The organism is Halorarius halobius (assembly GCF_024298865.1).
In the GTDB taxonomy this organism is placed as follows: domain Archaea; phylum Halobacteriota; class Halobacteria; order Halobacteriales; family Haloarculaceae; genus Halorarius; species Halorarius halobius.
In genome coordinates, this window is the sequence record NZ_CP101161.1 from 3554360 (window position 1) to 3570640 (window position 16281).

The 16281-nt window shown below is 51.4% G+C and carries 15 protein-coding genes; 8 read left to right on the forward strand and 7 right to left on the reverse strand.

From position 1 onward, the window contains the following. Nucleotides 1-12: 12 nt before the first annotated feature. On the reverse strand, nt 13-501 hold the full coding sequence (locus NL112_RS18730; RefSeq protein WP_255150369.1) for a Pycsar system effector family protein: 489 nt from the start codon (nt 499-501) through the stop codon (nt 13-15). 4 nt (nt 502-505) lie between these two features. Further along, entirely contained in the window at nt 506-1255 is a 750-nt protein-coding gene (locus tag NL112_RS18735; protein ID WP_255150370.1) for an adenylate/guanylate cyclase domain-containing protein, read from the reverse strand. 161 nt (nt 1256-1416) lie between these two features. On the opposite strand from NL112_RS18735, the gene NL112_RS18740 reads away from it, so the two are divergent. Beyond that, entirely contained in the window at nt 1417-2082 is a 666-nt protein-coding gene (locus tag NL112_RS18740) for an adenylate/guanylate cyclase domain-containing protein (protein WP_255150371.1), read from the forward strand. Between the two features lie 14 nt (nt 2083-2096). Here NL112_RS18740 and NL112_RS18745 read toward each other — a convergent pair whose 3' ends face one another. After that, a complete protein-coding gene (locus tag NL112_RS18745) occupies nt 2097-2498 on the reverse strand; it encodes a hypothetical protein (protein WP_255150372.1) in 402 nt (133 codons plus the stop codon). An 805-nt stretch (nt 2499-3303) separates the two neighbouring features. On the opposite strand from NL112_RS18745, the gene NL112_RS18750 reads away from it, so the two are divergent. The 3 genes from NL112_RS18750 to NL112_RS18760 all read left to right on the forward strand — a co-directional run bounded on the left by NL112_RS18750 (nt 3304) and on the right by NL112_RS18760 (nt 6804). Next, nucleotides 3304-3627 carry a hypothetical protein gene (locus tag NL112_RS18750; RefSeq protein WP_255150373.1) on the forward strand — a complete coding sequence of 108 codons (324 nt, stop codon included), beginning with the start codon at nt 3304-3306 and terminating at the stop codon, nt 3625-3627. 364 nt (nt 3628-3991) lie between these two features. Continuing rightward, nucleotides 3992-5050, forward strand: coding sequence for a hypothetical protein (locus tag NL112_RS18755; RefSeq protein WP_255150374.1), 1059 nt, complete (start codon nt 3992-3994; stop codon nt 5048-5050). A 2-nt stretch (nt 5051-5052) separates the two neighbouring features. Continuing rightward, complete coding sequence (locus tag NL112_RS18760; RefSeq protein ID WP_255150375.1) at nt 5053-6804, forward strand: UvrD-helicase domain-containing protein; 1752 nt, start codon at nt 5053-5055, stop codon at nt 6802-6804. A 963-nt stretch (nt 6805-7767) separates the two neighbouring features. Here the strand turns inward: NL112_RS18760 and NL112_RS18765 are convergent. Together NL112_RS18765 and NL112_RS18770 are read right to left on the reverse strand one after the other, a co-directional pair. Then, on the reverse strand, nt 7768-8223 hold the full coding sequence (locus NL112_RS18765) for a hypothetical protein (RefSeq protein WP_255150376.1): 456 nt from the start codon (nt 8221-8223) through the stop codon (nt 7768-7770). A gap of 368 nt (nt 8224-8591) precedes the next feature. Further along, nucleotides 8592-9374 (reverse strand): hypothetical protein, encoded by a 783-nt coding sequence (locus NL112_RS18770; RefSeq protein WP_255150377.1) that lies wholly within the window; start codon nt 9372-9374, stop codon nt 8592-8594. Between the two features lie 675 nt (nt 9375-10049). Here NL112_RS18770 and NL112_RS18775 point away from each other — a divergent pair. The 4 genes from NL112_RS18775 to NL112_RS18790 all read left to right on the forward strand — a co-directional run bounded on the left by NL112_RS18775 (nt 10050) and on the right by NL112_RS18790 (nt 15066). Next, on the forward strand, nt 10050-11207 hold the full coding sequence (locus tag NL112_RS18775) for a DUF8743 domain-containing protein (protein ID WP_255150378.1): 1158 nt from the start codon (nt 10050-10052) through the stop codon (nt 11205-11207). Nucleotides 11208-11441: 234 nt separating this feature from the next. Then, complete coding sequence (locus NL112_RS18780) at nt 11442-12086, forward strand: hypothetical protein (protein ID WP_255150379.1); 645 nt, start codon at nt 11442-11444, stop codon at nt 12084-12086. Nucleotides 12087-13152: 1066 nt separating this feature from the next. After that, nucleotides 13153-14310 (forward strand): tyrosine-type recombinase/integrase, encoded by a 1158-nt coding sequence (locus NL112_RS18785; protein ID WP_255150380.1) that lies wholly within the window; start codon nt 13153-13155, stop codon nt 14308-14310. A 276-nt stretch (nt 14311-14586) separates the two neighbouring features. Continuing rightward, complete coding sequence (locus NL112_RS18790) at nt 14587-15066, forward strand: hypothetical protein (protein WP_255150381.1); 480 nt, start codon at nt 14587-14589, stop codon at nt 15064-15066. A gap of 35 nt (nt 15067-15101) precedes the next feature. Here the strand turns inward: NL112_RS18790 and NL112_RS18795 are convergent, their stop codons facing one another. Both NL112_RS18795 and NL112_RS18800 read right to left on the reverse strand, forming a co-directional pair. Continuing rightward, nucleotides 15102-15785 (reverse strand): hypothetical protein, encoded by a 684-nt coding sequence (locus NL112_RS18795; RefSeq protein WP_255150382.1) that lies wholly within the window; start codon nt 15783-15785, stop codon nt 15102-15104. 72 nt (nt 15786-15857) lie between these two features. Beyond that, nucleotides 15858-16172, reverse strand: a complete 315-nt coding sequence (locus tag NL112_RS18800) for a hypothetical protein (protein ID WP_255150383.1) — start codon at nt 16170-16172, stop codon at nt 15858-15860. Between the last annotated feature and the right edge of the window lie 109 nt (nt 16173-16281).

Sequence of the window (16281 nt, forward strand, 5' to 3'; positions counted from 1 at the left end):
CGGGGCTTAAGATTAGCCGAGAAAAGTGATACCAGCAGCTACTGCAAACAATACCATCACCACGGTTGCTCGGAGGGACCACCGCAAGTATTCATACTTCTTCCCAGCAACCTTGGCGAGTGAGTAGTTCTCTTTGTTCAGAGTCTCCATCGCTTCCTCGTCATCAAGAGAGGCGACGGCATCGTGAAAGTCCTCTCCAGATTTATACTGGGTGATATTCCCCCAATATATGAAACCTCGTTCGGGGCTGGGCGTACGTGGGTATATCACAATCACGGCGAGAAACACAGCGATGACTCCCACTATCGCCATTCCTATCGAGAACCAGCGGAGCCAGCCACTCGGAGCTTGGTTGAGATTACTTAGAGCAGTCGCAGCCAGTCCAAGGAAAGCAAACTGACCAGTAATCAATATCGACGCTTTCCGGTCCGCAGCGATGATGTACTCATTGAGGTGGTCCTGTGTTCGTTCGGCCAGTTGCTCAGGGGTGAAATCAGACATACGATTAGAGGTTACTACAGTCCGTATTCGCCCAAACACCCGTAAAGCTGTAGTAGTGGGCGTCTTCCCATCCATTCGCGTCACTACCCCATCGATAGGTGCTAAATGAGCCTTCGTCGGTGAGATGGCTTGCCCACATACTGTCTCCTTCGTGGGCGTATTCATTGATGCCATGGTTGACAAGGTACTCGTTGCTGTCTGCTTTATCCTCAAGCTTGGAGGCTACATTAGCAGTAATGCCCACTGCTGTTCGTCGATTGAGACTGTGGACTCCAATACGAGAGATGTATACATCGCCTATTGAAGCACCAGCCTTGATGGATATTGGCTCAATTCCAAAGTCTTCCAGAGTCGGGTTCACATAGTCTGCAAGCGTCGTTTTCACGGAAGCTATGTATTCGAGAACGGTGTGCGCGATGGCTGTATTATCATCGCCTGCGCCGAAATATGCAAGAATCCCATCACCAGTGTTCTTCTCGAAGTAACCATCGTAGTCACGGACCAGCTCCATCACCTCCGGTACGAAGAGATTCAACATGAAGAGAACATCCTCGTCATCCTGATTGCTGGTATACTCGGTGAAGCCAGCAATATCGAGGAATACCGCCCCTAATCGAAATTCCTTGGCGGTCCCGATGGTCATATCCTCCAAATCGGGCATACTGTAACTGCTTGGTATGTCCTCTAATCGCTCCTCCACGTTTTCAGCTCGGTCTTCTACTCTCTCTTCGACATCACCCCTGCTAAATGACATACTCCCACATTCGGAGACCTCTCCCTAAACGATTGGTGAGTGGAGATAGAAGCGACCTATAACGATACATGGCTCCTACTCCCGGCGAAATTGAGACTCGCGTAAACGAACAGGTGTCGATAGTCGAAGAGCGTCTAGAGCATATTCCGGATAGTTATAGTATGCCGGAATTAGAGGATATGACTCTCCACACGGCCAAGAAGTTCGACCTTGGTATCGTTTTTATCGACATCAATGACTTCACTGACTACACAGATAGGAACGACTACGATGAGGTCCTCTTCATGCTGAATCTCTTCGTACCGGAGGCGATGGAGTTGGTCCGTGATTATGAGGGATATTTTGAGAAGAACACTGGCGACGGTATCATGGCCTACTTCGGAGCAGGAGAGGATGATACAGATACGGCAACACTTGTTATCGAGTATCTCTCAGCTCTCAAGTACGCGCTCGCAAACCACATCAATCCCTGCCTCCGCGACCACGGAATCGAACCAATCAGTATCAGTGCCGGGGCAACTATGGGCGAAGCATACATTTCCCGTATTGGAGTCCACAGTCTAAACCGCCGGACGGCCATCTCAACCGCAGCGAATGTCGCTTCAAAATTAGAGCACGCTTCTGAGTCAAACGAGTTCTACGTTGGCGAAGGTATCTACGAATATACCCACGAGAGCTTCGATGAGAACCCCTTCGAGAAGCTAGGCCATTTCACTCCGTACGTCTGGGAGAATGAAGAGACTGGGAAGCGAGTCCCATACAACCATTACAACTTCATCGGAGGGTGGGAAGGAACAGAGTGGTCAAATCTACGGCCACCACAGTAGGGTGGACAAGGGAATTATTCGAGCCCAGCGACGACGGTCCCACACTCAGAGCATGCGATGTGATTGGATTTGAAGACTGGCTTCTTTTCCTCAAGTTTCTTCCCACACTCCGGACATTCTCCATTGATAGCTGCTGAAGATGCCGTTGCCAATATATCAATGAATCTCTCAAGTTCGTCAATTTTCTCTTGTTGCTGTTCGAGCTGCGACTCAAGCTTGTTGACGCGCTGTTCTGGAACTAGTCCGAATGCGCTGGGCTGTTCGAGTATATCGTCTATAAGCCCCTGCGTGTGATTGACGTATTCACTGACGGGGATTGGGTCATCAAGATAGTCCACCGATACCATCGGTTCAGCACTTTTGTCGGTCTTCTCAGTTGATGTTGAGCCGTGATTATCTGGCTTGGTGATGCGCATAGATACCTGTATGTGAGTGTACCAGTGGGAAGTGTCTAACCCTGAGTTCTACTGTTGTAGCGAATATTTCTCCGGGGATTCGCACCGGCCGGTCGTGGCGGGACTACCCCTTTGCAGTCCCTCAGCGTCTCGACGGTATGCCTCCATATTGTCCAGATGAACTGAACGAGAAACCCCAACTCCGGGCAGAGCCGTCCGGCTATTGGGTCTGTCTCGGCTGTGGGCAAATCTTCGGTCAGTCGTACACTCGCGCGATTTCACGTTGGAAGAAGCACCTCGTTGAAGATGACAATTCGTGAACCTCGGCCGGGGCTGCCAACTCGTCGACGGGGGAGTAGAGTATAACTTAGCGGCGGCGGTTGATTGGCCACCTCTGTATCGCGCGCATGGGTTAGCTTACACCCCATCCTTACAGAGCCTTCCAGAGCCTTGCCTGCCAGAGTCAGAGGAACCAATTACGCCTCTGATTGGATGAATTGGAAGGCTCCGAAAGTCTGCTGAAAGGCTCCTCCCTTACACAGAAAACCGTGTTACGACACTGAGGTCTCGCCCTCGTGTAGGGCTGTCAGGCACTCTCCGAGTACACCCCCCATTTGCTGCTAAAGGGGGGTGGGTGCATCTCCACGCGCAATAATGGGGTAGGCGGTCTCCGGAGTGTCACCGCCAATGGTGAATTGGCAGATATCTTACCCCGTATTTCTAAACCGATACTGTATGGAAAGACTACTGAAACGGCCCAATACGGGTGTTTGATGGGTTATGGCCAACCCGAATGGCTATAACCTCTCGTACCATCTGTCATAGTATGGCTGACACGTACAGCCCGGGTCTGCCGCCTGTGACGGCGGATGTGACCTTCAAGACGAAAGAAGGAGACAGTGTCCGCCCACGCGGTCGTCTCCCTCCTCGAATCAGGGACGAGCTCTCCACTTCTGACCCAATAGTGGTCATGGAAGAGGGGCCAACTGTCCAGTGGACCATTGACGAATATGGTCGTGGGACACTCCCCGTCGAGATTCGGGATGAAGTCGAGGCTCGAACGTTCCGAATCGTCGTCAGCGACGCTTCAACGCTCAGCTTTCACCCAGTTCCGGAACGTCGTCGGTCAAACCAAGAAGCCCTCAGCTAACTGAGGAAGAGAAAAGGAAGCAATGTCACCTATAGATACATCTCCAGACAAGATAGCTGTATCGCCGTCACGACTCCTAACGGATGGAGGAATCGACGAGAACGTTCTATCACCAGATGCCTCGCAGCCATCCCTCCATCCCGAAACGGAGAGCGTGAGTTCGGGCACCCCGCAACCGGAGGTTGCGTCAGAAGCCCCTCCTGAGCCAGCAGAGGAATCCGACGGTGCCACAGGCACCAATAATCGGGATGACGAGGAAAGCGCCGGAGGGGCCAAACCAGATTCCGACACTCATCGACTCATCTCACTCGAATCTCTCGACCCTAATCGCGAACTTGCTCAGCGAGTTCGTCGAGAGGCTTCCGTGCTGGTTGACACCTATGACGTAGAGGATGATGGGGGCCTTGACCTCGAATATCCGGTCTACCCTGTTGGAAAAAACTACGGGTTGCACATCATCCCGGCGGATGACAATCCACTCTTCGCGCTGGTCGACACTGTTGCGGAGCAGATTGTTGTCTCGGAGTACAAGTCATTTGATAAGGTCCGGTCAGGAGCCCAACTCAACCAGTTTGTCCCCAGATGGGCACAAATACTGACTGCTGACGAGACAGAAAGGGCTAGACGTGCGATTGAGTCCGCCTTTTCTGATGCAGTCAAAGACTTCGATGAGGGCAGAACAGAGAATTTCATCGCACCACCTGCGGCTCGGTTCCTCAAGCGGCAGACCGACTCTGTTCGCTTGATTGTCCCCACAGGCATCGAGACCGAGGATGCTGAGTACGAGGTGAGGTTCAAGCCCGACCCTCGACGAGAAATCGGTGAGTTCGGGTCTGTACGTTTCAGTGTGGCTTTCGCAAATGACCCGTCAGCGAGAGTAATCGCCGATGCATACTCTAACCGGCTTTCAGGTGTGATTCGGGGATTCGAAGCAGACTGGGCCGCTGCGTGGCTGTTCGACTATTGGGATGAGATGGCTCAGGAAGAGACCGTTCAGAATGAGCAAGAACAGGCACTCATTGAGATGTTCTGCACCCAGATGAGCAACCTGAAAATTGGCTCTCTAACAGAACACGTGGTCACCGAGTGGTGGCAACCGAACAACACGCGGGGTATCTACGTTGAGCCCGACGATGGTTCTCCGTTTGTAGTCGTTGGGGGCCAGTACATCAAGAATTTCGTTGACCAGCACCGTCACGAGGTGCGAGGGTCTATCTCTGAGCTTCTGTATCGTGATGGTGTTCTCGTCGAACGTCCGGGAAACAGAACGTCGGCGAACAATCTCCTGTGTGAGAAGGGACTCAAAGACAAGCCCTCTGTGTGGATGGTTCGAGCTTCCCGTCTTGATTTCGACCCTGAAGCACTCTCTGACGATGAAGACGGGTCTAGCGACGGTGGCTTGTCCCCGAACGTAGCTCCCTGACCATGACGAGAGTAACTCGAATAGTTGGGATGGCGGGCTCGGGAAAGTCGACGGAGTGTAATCAACGACTTTTGGAGCTGCTCAACGACGACGAGGTCGAGCCAAGTGATATCCTCATCACTGCGTTCAATAGGGCGAATATCCACGATATCATCGCACGCTGGGAGGACCCTGACTTGGTGGAAGCGGTCCACGGGCTGGAGTGGGTAGTGGACAAAGGCCAGTTCGATGATGAAGGAATCACTGTCCGTACGTTCAACAGTATCTGCTACAATCTAGTCCGGGAAGACAAGGAGTTTCACTTCGACCGGTTAGTGGTAATGGACCGGGAATCAGACGAAGAAATCTTCCAGCAGTTCTTCGATGAATGTGCTCCTCGATTCGAATACCGGTACGTTCCACCATCGCAGGCAGACGATGCCGCTGACCGCGGAAGCCTTCCGGTAGCGAATCAGATTCTTCGTGCGTACAACTATCTACGTGCGCTTGGGTACGGTGACACACCGGAAGAGTACCGTGTCTATTCGCGAATGGAGACACAAGTTGCAGCCCCTGAAAGTAGGGTAATCGAGGTAATGCAACAGTGGGACGTGTGGAAGGAATCGAACGGTATCGTCCAGCACGACGACTGCGTTCGTGGTGCGATTGAATTGGAGAAAACTCCGTCTGGTAAGGTACTCGTCATCGACGAATTTCAAGACCTCTCGCCGCTCCAATACCGTCTGTACAAGCTCTGGCGGGACAGTCAGCAGTTTGACCACATCATTATCGCCGGTGACGAGGCACAGGCTATCTACGGATTCAGAGGAACGAGAGGGAGATATCTACGTGAGACTTACTGTGACGAATCGATAGAGTTGACTAAGAGCTGGCGCTGCGCCCCGAAAATCGTTGAGAAAGCCCAAGAAGTCATTGCTGGCTACGGCTATTTCGACGAAACGCTATCCTCGCATGGTGACGATTCCGATGCCATCGAGGAGAAGGTGGAAGTAGCAGGAAAAACTGCTGAAGACCTCCGTCCAGTGGTTGAAGAAGTTCTGACGGACCTCGGGCACGACAGTTCAGTAATGATTCTGGGCCGTACAAATCTTGACGTACAGCGCGTCGCGAAAGCTTTGAACGAGCTCGGATATCCGAATCAACCCATCGTACCAGCTGACGGTGAACGGAAACGAGGCCTCTGGTACTGGGAAGCGCCTGCTCCCGAAGTTCTCCACACGCTTCGTCGCTGGCGTGAAGGAGAGCAATTGTATCCGCCGTACGTCGAAGTCCTACTCTCGATTGCGGATGTCGACCACGCTTGGGTTGACCACGCGGTTGCGGGGAAGCTCACTAAGTATTCGAAAGCAGATGAGGGCTATCACGACTATCCGGTGCTGCTGGATAGGATAATGTATTCTCCTGATGTGATGGACGAGGTCTTCGACTTCCCGGAGTCTACCGAATCTGTTCTCAATTGCCTCCGCCTCGATGATGCTCGGCGGGAGGTCCTTCGACGGGCGCTCGATAGCGAGCATGATATTCGCCCAGACCAAATCAGAGTGGGGACCATCCACTCCGCAAAGGGCCAAGAGAGCTCACGAGTTCTGTTGCTGGCTGGCTATGCGTATCGGCAGGCGGAACGGTATCGATATGAACCGGGTGTTGAGGAAGAGGAGCGACGGCTATACCACGTTGCGGTAACCCGGGCGGCTGACCAGTTGTATATCGTGACTGGCTGGAACGGGAGTGAACCGTGCCCGATATTCCTCTAAGTTGCCAGCTTGGAAGCCAGCGAGCTGTTTCCACTCGCTTTGAATACCGGTGTGCAGAAAACGAGATTAGCAATATCGTTCCAAAGCTAACTGACCCCGAAGTGTTAGAGAGCTAGTCCTCATTCACTTCGTCTAGGACGATGTCGACGTGATGATAGCCATGAATCTCTATCAGGTGTCCAATAGCATCAAGCTCTGAATGCGTACTCCCACACGTCTTGCAGGTATATTCTTCACTCTCTTCGTCGACCTCGAAGTGCTTCTCTCGAATATTTGGCATCCCTCGAACCATGCAGTCGAAACGCGCTTCGACTGCTTTGGTACTTGGTAGGATAATCATGGTCGATTGAATAGACGGCAGCTCTCCTACGGCTGGTTTGTGACTATTGGTGAGAGCGTCCTCTTCGACTCTGAAGGGAAATAGTTGATTGCTGTGTCATAGCATTCCCGGTGGTGCACAGTCCTCACAGTACGTGACCCATCCGTTCCCTGCCGCGTCGTTCGAGCCTTCGTAGCGGAACCAATGAGATTCGTAAACGGTATCCTCAGAGGAGAGTTCACAGCCGCAGTTGTTACACGTTCCAAGAGAGGAGCTACCGATTTCGTCTTGACTCGTTAAGGGGGAGTCTGTTATTGTATTTCCGGAAGTCTTTCCTCGTAATTCTCGGAGAATCTCGCTTGCCGGCCGGTCATCCTCTGGGTCCGTGTCATCACGCGCATCCTGCCAGTCATCCTCACTTGTTGGACGTACTGGTTTCGGGAGGTTCAGACAGCGTTGAGCAACTGGTCCAGCGCCCCAAACTGGCGGGTCGTCACTTCGCTTCGTTAGCCAACCAAGTTTTTCCATATCTTGCAAGGTTCGCTTTGCAGAAACCAATTGGCTCCTTGAGAATGGAAGTTTGAGGAGACTCACGACCTCTCCCTCAGCGAGGAATTGGAGCGCTTGGTCCCAGAGTTCGTCTCTCAACATCCTAGGTATCGCCTGAATCGGTCAAACGGCATCACTCCATCCACATTTTCAAGTATGAACACGGGAATGCCGAGCACCTCGCGATACTCCTCTGCAAGGGCTTCGTCTCCTTGAGCAGCGATGAGGACATCACACTCTTCCATGTCCCAGCTGTTCATGTCCTGTGCCGGACCGTTGGTTCGTCCTTGTGTTTTCAGCGGAGGTGTAGAACCGGGTTCCGGGTCAACTCGTGCATCACTCAGATACAATTTCATCTCGGCCTGACCGAGTCTTCCCAATTTTTCCCGGTCCCCCATCCAACCGTCTGGAGCCCACTTGGACAGGCCGATATTTAATTTCGCTATGTAATCTCGTCGGCGTACATTCACGGGTAGGATTGTGTCCAGATTTCGTTCAAGGCTCAGAGGAAGGTCATGGAAATAGTGTTCCAAATAGGCGTTAGCGGCCATTGACCGTGTCCACGAAGCTGATGAGTGAGCGCTAACAATTTCATTCATGTTCGGCAGTAGCGTTGCTTTTGATTCTCTGTATGGGCGTCTTCCCATGACTATACGAGGCAGATATAGTGACTTAACAAACACTAATGGAAACACATTTACCGATGCAGTCGTAAATATTAATCGTGGTTTTCCATCGATTTGGGCTGAAATACCTATTTATAGTTTAAAAATCTAATATAGCCACAATACAGTAGAGTCCCCAGTAAATTGCAAATACTATCACGGCGACCGTCGGTAGTTCCCAGAGTACGATATTTCGGGAAATGTTCTGCTCAGCGGTCTATCCTTCAATTGGCCTTCTCGTCAAGGAAATCGCTCTATTCAGAGCGGGGTACGAATCGCTGTGGCTGCCATCGATGGCCGTTTGAACGGAGATACTCCTCAATCTCTTGAACTCGTCTTTCGAGCTCGCGTAGCTCAGTCTGGACTGAATCCGTCTCCTGTTCAGTCTTGTCTATACGTTTGCCCAAAGTCGACTGCACGCTTCTGAGATAAGGAATCTGCTCTTCGAGAAGGTCGAGAGCTTCATTTACTCCAGAATAATCACGACTTCCGTTATCTTCCGTGTAAATCGTACCAAGAAGCATTGAGATGCGCTGACGATGCTCCTGTAGGTCATCCACGAGGGAGCTCATTTCACTCTCCCGCTGACTGACGGTCGTTCGTAGTTCGGTAAGTACAGAACTCCATTTCTCATAATAGGTCATACTCTCCTGCCGGTACTCGTCAAGGAGACCTTCGATAAGGTCGAGCCGGTCGAATATCTCCTCATATGTGCGAGGGTCTGCAGTCTCCGGGATTTTCTCGAACATCGCATCCTTCAGGCCTTGATTGTGGATGTGCTCTATTGCGACCTCGGTGAGTGTCGCCACTCGGGGAGGAGTCCGATTGGTCTCAATTTCATCTGATGAGCGATAGGAGATACTGATGAAGCCGAGCTCTTCGAGCCGGCCAAGACGATAATCTAAACGGTCATACTTCCACCCGAGCCATTCTCGGAGTTGGGAGAAATCTGCACGTTGATGGCCCTCTTCGTCTTTCTCTTGGGAAGAACGGATAGCTAGCAACACGCGTTGGTCGTCGAGCGAAAGGTCTGGCATAATACTACTCCAGCAACAGCTTGCTAAGGGGTTGCGCCAGCGGGGGTAATTCACGGGGATAAACGGGGGGAAACCCTTGGAACGACTGGCTTCTAAAAAAGGGTTTCATAGAAACCCTTTTTGTAAGCGATTTTGGTCGGTAGGTCACAACCATGGTGCTCAAGACGCCCGATTCCCTCGATGTCTCGAACGGGACCCGCCCGCAAATCACAATAGAGTAGAGGGTGTCATAGAACAGTTCCCACACTGCTGCTACGCTCCCGTTGAATCGCTAAGTACAGATGAGCTATTGACCAAGGCAGGGAGGATTATCAACAGGCAGCACGTTCCGTTAGACAATGGAGTCATATCTCAAGTTCACTCTCGTTGCTTTAGCGAGCATACTGGTTGGGATTCCGTTGTGGACCGCCATCTTTGCTCCTGAGCGACTGTCCATCACGATGTTCACAGAATTGAGATTCTGGATACCAGCGGTGATTGGAATGGCTTTGATGCTGTTTGGTTTTTGGATTGGTCAGCGAGCAGATATTGCTTAATTCGCACACCCACTTAGCGAGTGATTCCATACCTTTCACCTGAAAACTACACCGCGTGAATAGTTCTATGACACCCTGTCCTACTCCGAGATTCGTTCGCAGGGTTTGATAAGCCGCCGCTGTGACGTGACAGAACAACATGGACAGGGACGCTGTTAGGAAGTATGTCGAACAATCTGACGCCGTTCTCGACGCTGCTCCGCAGATGGACGAAGCGAACACAAAGGCCGCCATTCTGCGTGATTTCTTGAGCCTTCTCGACTGGCAGATTCCGCAAAATACCCAGCTCGAATACTCCGTCGAGGCGTTCGGACAGACATATAAGGTGGACTATGCTCTGATTCTCGATGGAACACCGGTCGCATTTCTCGAAGCCAAGGGCGCGGACACAGCCCTAACTGCCGACCACGATGAACAACTCTCGTCCTATATGATGAACAAGAACGTCAACTACGGGATTCTGACGAACGGGAAGCAGTATCGCTTCTTTCAGCGCCGAGTTGACGCTTCGAACGTGAATGTTCAGCAGGTCGGTAACGTAGACCTCGAAGACCTGCCCAACCGTCTTGCCGTTCTGAAAGCATACGAGAAGGACGCTATCGAGTCGGGCGAATCGGGGAAGATACTCGGTCGCATTAATGAACTCCGTGAAGCCCGCCGAACCCTCAAAACGGACAAGGACGACTTAGCAGTCGAACTCTCGAACACGCTGGCTGACGAAGTTTCTGACTCTATCTCGTCGCTCGCGGAGACGCAGGCGAAGGAAATGATTGACCGGCTCGTTGAGGATATTGATTCTGAAATCGACGCTGACGGCGGAGGTGCTGACGAACCGGTTGGTGGCGGCAGTGGCGGCATTGAGCCAACAGGAAATCATATCGTCGGGACAATCCGACGGACTGAGATTGACGGCAACGACGACGCGAAAGTCGCGGTGTTCCCCACGAAGGAGTCAGGTCTACCGTTTCTCAAGGAGAACAACGCGTGGGGATTCGTTCGGGTTGGAAGCGAGTTCGAGTATGTTGCGATGTACGTGACTGGCGACGTGCGTCAGGTCAAATATTTCGCTACGGTCAGGGACGTAGTTCCACCCGAAGAGGCGAATTTATCTCGTCCAATCGAAGAGTACGCTGACGGCGCGAAAATCGCAGAGGACAAGATGGTAATTCGCTTCGAGCCGGAGAGTCTGTACGAGTTGGAAAACCCGGTTCCATATGAGTCAAAGTACCCCCAAGGACTTCGATATACTACGCTCGGAGCGATTCGGTCAGCAGAGACGACCGACGATATGCTCTGACTGATTTAACGGAGAACATGATGGGTTCGTCTCTTCTTGAGGGAGTCATAGAACAGTTCACACACTGCTGCTTCACTCGCGTTGAATCGCTAAGTACATGCTCTGTAGTTACCGATGAAGCGAGAACGTCGCTGACTAGATGTCGTAGTCCCCTTATGCGAAACCACCTTCTCTCGCCCGAGCTTCCTGATTCTGGGGTGTGATTTATGCATCGATAGGGTGGAATGTCGAGATGTGAAGCAGGAGACATCCGCCGAAGAGCACCCCGACACCGAAGACCGGTCGGAGGAGGAACTTCGAGAAGACCTCTACGAGCAATTCGGCGTGCCGGCGAAGGGAGGTGCAATGATTAAGTGGATACTCCCACTGCTGGAGCTCGTAGTGAACACCGAGGAGCGATACGACATCAACGCTCGCTCGAAAATCCTCGCGGAAATTGCGCTGTATCAAGCTTACGAACGAGAACCCAAGTTCAAGCTGTTTCTCTGGGCAGCACTACTGATTGGCGGGTACGACCTCCTGCAACCTCTCAACCCCGACATCTACAGCATCCTGTTCCTCGCACTCGCCACCATCAACGGGTTCGCATCCTCCCTGCGCTCCCCACCGATGCTCGCCGCCGAAGTCGAAGGAGTACCTGACGAGAACGGAATGCCCGCAGACTACCGAACAACAGCACTTTCCAGCGCCAACACGAACGTCACACTCGTCCTGTTCGTTATTGCTGTCGGCGTGCAGTTACTGCTAGCGAGCACCATTGTTGAGGGGGAACTGGTGGCGAGGAACATTGCTGCCGGAGTCGTCAATCCAGTCGTTTCTGGGGTACTGCTACTTCTGCTCCCGGTGGCTTGGCGAAAATGGAGACGCATTCCCACTTAGCGGGTGATTCGATACATCTTGACTGAAACTATCCCGTGTGAATAGTTCTATGACACCCTCTAGAGTAGGTAATATCCCTCCTGTCTCGGAACGTCTGCCTTCACGGCAAGCCCGTGCTCCACTACTTGCCAGACCGCTCAGCGACTGAGAGATATAATGCGTAGTTACCGGTGTATTGGTTCGTATCACGTACTTTCGTTCTCTTTAGATTGATTTCGACTCGCGTTTCATCGTTTTCCAAGTCAAGTAACGGCTTCAGCAATCCCGCAACGGTCTCGATAAAACGTGCGTCACCCGTAACTCGAATATTCGAAATATCTGTCTCGAACGTGCTTCCTGTGAACCCGGCCGGTTTTGGGAGGACAGAACTCTTCAGCTCCGTAGCGGTTGGCCTATCGAGACCGTGCAGCCACTCCATTAAATCACGCTTTCGAATTGCTCCACTCTTGGTTGACCGTAAGGCGTCTAAATCGCCTCCTGTACCCTGCGCTTTCCGTGAGAGTATTCTCGCTCCTTTCGATGGGTTGCAGTCCAGACAGCGGCTGCTGGAGGCCTTAGGTGCGATGAGAACTCCACAATCTTCGCAGAAGTTCATGTGACGTACAGAATCGGAGACAAGATAATCATATGCTATGTGGCGCTCCCGACGAAGTTGTCGTCCTCAGTCGAATTTCTTGGGTAAGAGGTCGGTCTTTTGCAAAGGGTATCTCGACCGAAATGGCCCCGGCATCTTATTGGACAATCGTCTAATATTGGCCAGAATATAGAGCGGCACCTAGGGAAGAAATCCGATGTGAAAATGCCGATTATTCTCGGACCGCGCGAGCAATCAAAATCTGGTTATAGGGCGCAGTACCGCTGAATTTGGCTATTTAACTTCTTCTACTTTTCTAGCCCGGTTCCGTTCTAGTATATGAGCCCTTCTACTTTAGAAACTCCAAAAGTAGCCACACTTATACTGCATTCTGCCGTTTATTGGGGTAATGAAAACGAATGAATCGGCAGTGATTGGCCCGTGCATGAACCCCTGCGAAATGCCATCTTCCTTCCGTGAGGTGAGCCACAAATGAGTGCTGCTGACGACACCTCTACGAAGGTTTCTGACCTGTCTGCGGAAGAGATGATGCAGATGTTTACGGACAAGATGTCGGAGCAACTGAGTCCGTCACTCTCGTCGAAGACTCCGAAGGAGGCCGTGGACAAATACTTCCAGACTCGAAATCTGGAGGCGGGAACCGAATACACTCACCGTTCTGCCTTGTACAATCACTTCGTTGTCTGGTGTGATGAAGTGAGGGGAATCGATGACATGAGTGAATTAACGGGTAACGACCTTGCTGATTACCGCGTCTGGAGGCGGGAAGAAGCGCCGACGAGGGTAAAGAAACTACGACCAAAGTCGGAAGAGACGCAGCAAAAGATTCTTCGAGTGTTCATCAAGCGGTGTGAGCAGTGGGAATTCGTCACGCCCGGTTTACACGAGTACGTCCTCATACCGAAGGTCAGCCGGAGTGACGAGGTTCGAGATGAAATTCTCGATTCACACACTGCGAAGCAAATACTCGATTGGCTTGCTCGGTACGAGTATGCGAGTCTTCACCACGTCATCTGGCTTCTGTACGCAGAGAGTGGAGCACGATTGGGCGGAATTCATTCGCTTGACGTGTCGGACTACGTGTCTCAAAGGGATGGTGGGTATCTGAAACTGAGACACCGTCCAGAGGAAGGAACCACATTGAAGAATGGAGAGGAAGGTGAGCGAGATGTCAGTATTACGCTGGACGTTTGTGACGTTCTGGATGACTACCTTGAGGATAAGCGGGTGGACCAGACCGACGAGTACGGCCGAGCTCCGTTGCTGACTACCTCGCATGGGCGGGTTTCGAAGTCAACAATTCGTACGTACTTCTACGCGTGGACGCGTCCTTGCGTTATCGGCATGGGGTGTCCCTACGGTCGCGACCCGCGTGAGTGCGATGCCGCAAAGAGAAATAACTGGGCATTCAGGTGTCCAGACAGTCTGAGCACTCATCCAGTTCGGAAAGGGTACATCACGGCCGAGCTTAAGGGAGGGATTCCGAAGATGGTCCTCTCAGAGAGGTGTGACGTGTCCGAGAAGATTCTCGACCGGCACTACGACTTCCGGACCGAGCAAGAAAAGATGGAGGCCCGGATGAGGTTGATGAAGATGGCGCACCAACGAAACCCGAGATATGGCGCATAGGACCCCGTTAGTTAGATAAGTGCCACGTGGAGTAGTTTATCAGATAGCGGTAGCTCTCGCGGTTCATACGAGGTCTAACAGCCAGTAATTGAGAAGCAATTCTCAGAGAAGACTACACTAGAAAACGACAGGGGTACTATTATACTGCGGAACTCGCGATGATGTATGTCAAATAATGCTAGTTGGGGAGAACTTCTAGTCGGCGCGTATCACCAATTAGAGAACGAGTGCGAGGTTGTCAGTTACAACAACCGGTCAGAAGAACCCGGCAACCAGATGGAAGCCGACGTGCTTGCGATAGATAACGACAGGGAGAGCGGAGAGCAGCACGTCTATATTTGCGAAGTAGTGACACATCTGAAGGGAAATTTGTATTCTGGCTCGCCAAAGGACGAAGAGGGATGGTGGATGGAGTATTCCAACACAAGTGCCTACCATCGCTCATTAGAGAAGTTGTGGAGGAAATTCTCGGATAACCATCGTTACGTACGCCAGACGTTCCCCCACGCGAACGAGTATTCATTCGAATTTTGGGCACCGGTGGTTAAGGGGTCGAAAACGGAAGGACCGCTCATCAAGGGTCTCAACAGACTTTCCGAAGAATTCGAGAAAGAAACCGACGAAAAGCTGGAACTGTTTATCAACGAAAAGTACACCACGCGTATCGACTTGTTACGTGAGAAAGCGGAAGATGATACTAGTGGCCGTGGTGCTCCTGCATATCGTTTCCTTCAGATATTGGAACATCTTCGATAACGCGTATATAACATACTGGAATAAAGGGGGCGTACTTATTCTCCTTCTTCACTCCAAAATCGTTCTCCTTCAAGCATATAGTGTAGTTCGTTGATACTGTACATCCCCTTATCAACTTCGAGCATGACACCATCCTGAAAATCAAATGCTTGACGGAAGTCTTTTTTATGTACCAAGTCATTCCGATGGTCTCGGAAGGACCTCATATTCTTGTACAGCTTATGGCCTATGACTCCACATCTGTATAGCAAATGCTCTCGAACCGGCTGAGACATTCTCCGGTCGAGCGTCTTCATCGTCTCGTTGGTACCTCGGAAGTCCTCCTCAATGAGTTCCTCATTTAACACGTCTATAGAGTAGATTTCGATGAAGTCCTGTGCGAGAATGAAAAACATCAGGATATCGTCGTGCATATAAATTCTCGCTAGTAGCGATTCAGCACGGTCCTGCCTTTCATCTTCGAGGTCCTCAATCGCTGACCCCTCAATCATCTCATTCAGTTCCTTCACTTTGTCACGCAGATTCCCGTAAATACGGTTCAACCCCGAAAGAGTGTTGAGACGCTGTAAACTCTCAGGCACTTCCTCTCCTCGGTCTTCAGCAAGTAGTTGAATACCCGCTTCAACCATCTTAACACGTAACTCATCGGGAAATTCAATCCCGTATTCTTCTTCTAAATTGTTAATCTCAGAAACAAAGGGGGCAGTGTCTTCACTCATACGAACTGCTACTGAGGTGACTTGTATACTACTGTCGGAAACCTGTGCTCTTGAGACAACTGGATAATACTGCTATTTTGAGAGGTCCCTTTCTGAAACGAGTTCAGTATAGGTGAGTGAAATCTGGTCATATTTATTGCTAAGATTATCTAAGTCGCCCGGCGCGAGGTCATTATCGTTGAGACACTCGGGACAGACACCGATTTTTACTGCAAACGCCTGCCTCGCTTCACGTTTCTGTTGGTTGCTTCCCTGCATTTGCGTCACGGCGCCATTACTTAGGGTCTCAAAGATTTCCCCGATACGTTGAGGATTTCCAGAGGGACCTCTATTGTAGAGACCGTCACCACAGAACGCACAGTAATTCGGGTCTGGCTCGCCAGTCATAGTATCATCGTCATTTGGCTGCTTGAAAATCATTACGTCGGTCCTAGATTACGTCGTACTGCGCACATCCTCTCTGTCTTGCACGGCGATTTTTACTGATATAAGATTC

Bases quoted from the DNA above. Each gene is read 5' to 3' on its own strand.
- NL112_RS18730 (WP_255150369.1), bottom strand. From the start codon at position 501: ATGTCTGATTTCACCCCTGAGCAACTGGCCGAACGAACACAGGACCAC.
- NL112_RS18735 (WP_255150370.1), bottom strand. From the start codon at position 1,255: ATGTCATTTAGCAGGGGTGATGTCGAAGAGAGAGTAGAAGACCGAGCT.
- NL112_RS18740 (WP_255150371.1), top strand. From the start codon at position 1,417: ATGCCGGAATTAGAGGATATGACTCTCCACACGGCCAAGAAGTTCGAC.
- NL112_RS18745 (WP_255150372.1), bottom strand. From the start codon at position 2,498: ATGCGCATCACCAAGCCAGATAATCACGGCTCAACATCAACTGAGAAG.
- NL112_RS18750 (WP_255150373.1), top strand. From the start codon at position 3,304: ATGGCTGACACGTACAGCCCGGGTCTGCCGCCTGTGACGGCGGATGTG.
- NL112_RS18760 (WP_255150375.1), top strand. From the start codon at position 5,053: ATGACGAGAGTAACTCGAATAGTTGGGATGGCGGGCTCGGGAAAGTCG.
- NL112_RS18765 (WP_255150376.1), bottom strand. From the start codon at position 8,223: ATGGCCGCTAACGCCTATTTGGAACACTATTTCCATGACCTTCCTCTG.
- NL112_RS18770 (WP_255150377.1), bottom strand. From the start codon at position 9,374: ATGCCAGACCTTTCGCTCGACGACCAACGCGTGTTGCTAGCTATCCGT.
- NL112_RS18775 (WP_255150378.1), top strand. From the start codon at position 10,050: ATGGACAGGGACGCTGTTAGGAAGTATGTCGAACAATCTGACGCCGTT.
- NL112_RS18785 (WP_255150380.1), top strand. From the start codon at position 13,153: ATGAGTGCTGCTGACGACACCTCTACGAAGGTTTCTGACCTGTCTGCG.
- NL112_RS18790 (WP_255150381.1), top strand. From the start codon at position 14,587: ATGGAAGCCGACGTGCTTGCGATAGATAACGACAGGGAGAGCGGAGAG.
- NL112_RS18795 (WP_255150382.1), bottom strand. From the start codon at position 15,785: ATGAGTGAAGACACTGCCCCCTTTGTTTCTGAGATTAACAATTTAGAA.
- NL112_RS18800 (WP_255150383.1), bottom strand. From the start codon at position 16,172: ATGACTGGCGAGCCAGACCCGAATTACTGTGCGTTCTGTGGTGACGGT.